This window comes from Mesorhizobium sp. M7A.F.Ca.CA.001.10.2.1, from assembly GCF_003998575.1.
Taxonomy (GTDB): Bacteria; Pseudomonadota; Alphaproteobacteria; order Rhizobiales; family Rhizobiaceae; genus Mesorhizobium.
This window is the reverse complement of sequence record NZ_RZQY01001029.1, coordinates 1-1361: the sequence shown is the minus strand read 5'-3', so window position 1 is coordinate 1361 and position 1361 is coordinate 1. Positions and strand designations below refer to the sequence as shown.

1 protein-coding gene is annotated in these 1361 nt (G+C 68.4%); it reads right to left on the bottom strand.

Features of this window, described 5'->3' with window-relative positions:
- Positions 1-1361, bottom strand: a 1361-nt coding sequence (locus EN964_RS39165) for an autotransporter-associated beta strand repeat-containing protein (protein WP_206528816.1), incomplete at both ends; no start/stop codon positions are given.

Sequence of the window (1361 nt, the reverse complement as noted above, 5' to 3'; positions counted from 1 at the left end):
AAATAGAGCCTGGCCCATCCCCCGCTTCCGTTGGAGTTTATGGTGACCGGCCCGTCGCCGAGCGCACCTGTCGCCGCCGCGACAAGGCTGCCGCCGCGTACCGCCGTGCCGCCCGAATAGCTGTTGGCGCCGGTCAGCGTCAGCGTGCCGGAACTGGTCTTGGCGAGTTGTCCGTCACCCGAAACCACGCCGTCGAGGATGAGGTTCTTGCCGGCGCCGACATCGAAGGTGCCGCCGTTGGCGCCGAGGATTATCTGGCGTTCCAGCGTGAAGCTGACGGGATTGCCCGTCACCTGCAGCGCGCCGCCGTTCAAGGTCAGGGCGCCCGAGACATCGCCCAGCGCCCAGTCGCCGCCGATCCTCAATGTGCCGCCGTTGACGAAGGTGCCGCCCGAATAGGTGTTGGTGCCGGTGAGGACGACCGTGCCGGTGCCGGATTTGACCAGGGAGCCGGTCCCGCCGAGGAGCGCCGACACGGTGCCGTTGCTCAAGGCGAAGCTGCCGGCGGTGCTCAGAGTGCCGTTGCGCAATTCCCCGCCCGTCAGCGTGAAGCCGGTGGCGGTCTGCGTCGTGGCGCCGAGATCGAGGATGCCTTGCGTAACGGACCAGGCCATGACCGTGCCCGGTGTGCCGGAAATAGTCCAGGTGCCGGTGCCGGACTTTTCCAGGATGCCGAAGCCCTGATACTGGGCGGAAGAGCCCGCCGCGCCCAATTGTGAAAGATCGAAGGAACCGCCGACCGAACCGCCGAGGCCGAATGTGTCGGCCGCGCTGAAGGCCTCCACAGTGCCGCTGACCACCGAGCCGGCGTGCAGTTCCAGCGTATTGACGCCACCGGTGAACTGGATCGCATGAGCCTGGGGACCGTTGCCGTCGATCGAGAATCCACCGGCGATGGTGCCGCTGTTGGTCACGGTGAGGCCTGCCCCGGCAATGCCGATCCCGCCAGATCCGGCGCGGTAGCGTGGATCGCCATAGCCGCTGGCGCCCCCCGTGCCGCCCTGCACGGTGCCGCTGTTGTCGATCGTGCCGCCACCCAGCATGACGATGCCGCCGCCGCCACCACCGCCGCCGCCAACGATACGACCGCTGTTGGCGAGAGAAGCATTGTCTACCGATGAGGCGACGCCATCGCCGCCGTTGCCGCCGCTGCGGCCGTTGCTATGGAAGCCGCCGCCGCCGCCACCGCCGCCGCCCGTGATCGAGCCGCCATCGTTGATCAGGGTGGCCGCGGAACTGCCGACGCCACCGTCGGCACCGCTGATGAGTCCGCCTGTTCCGCCGGAGCCGGCCACACTGCCATCGCTGCCGTTGCTGCCGCTCTCGCCAGAGAATTCCCCTCCGTTGCCGCCGTTTCCGGA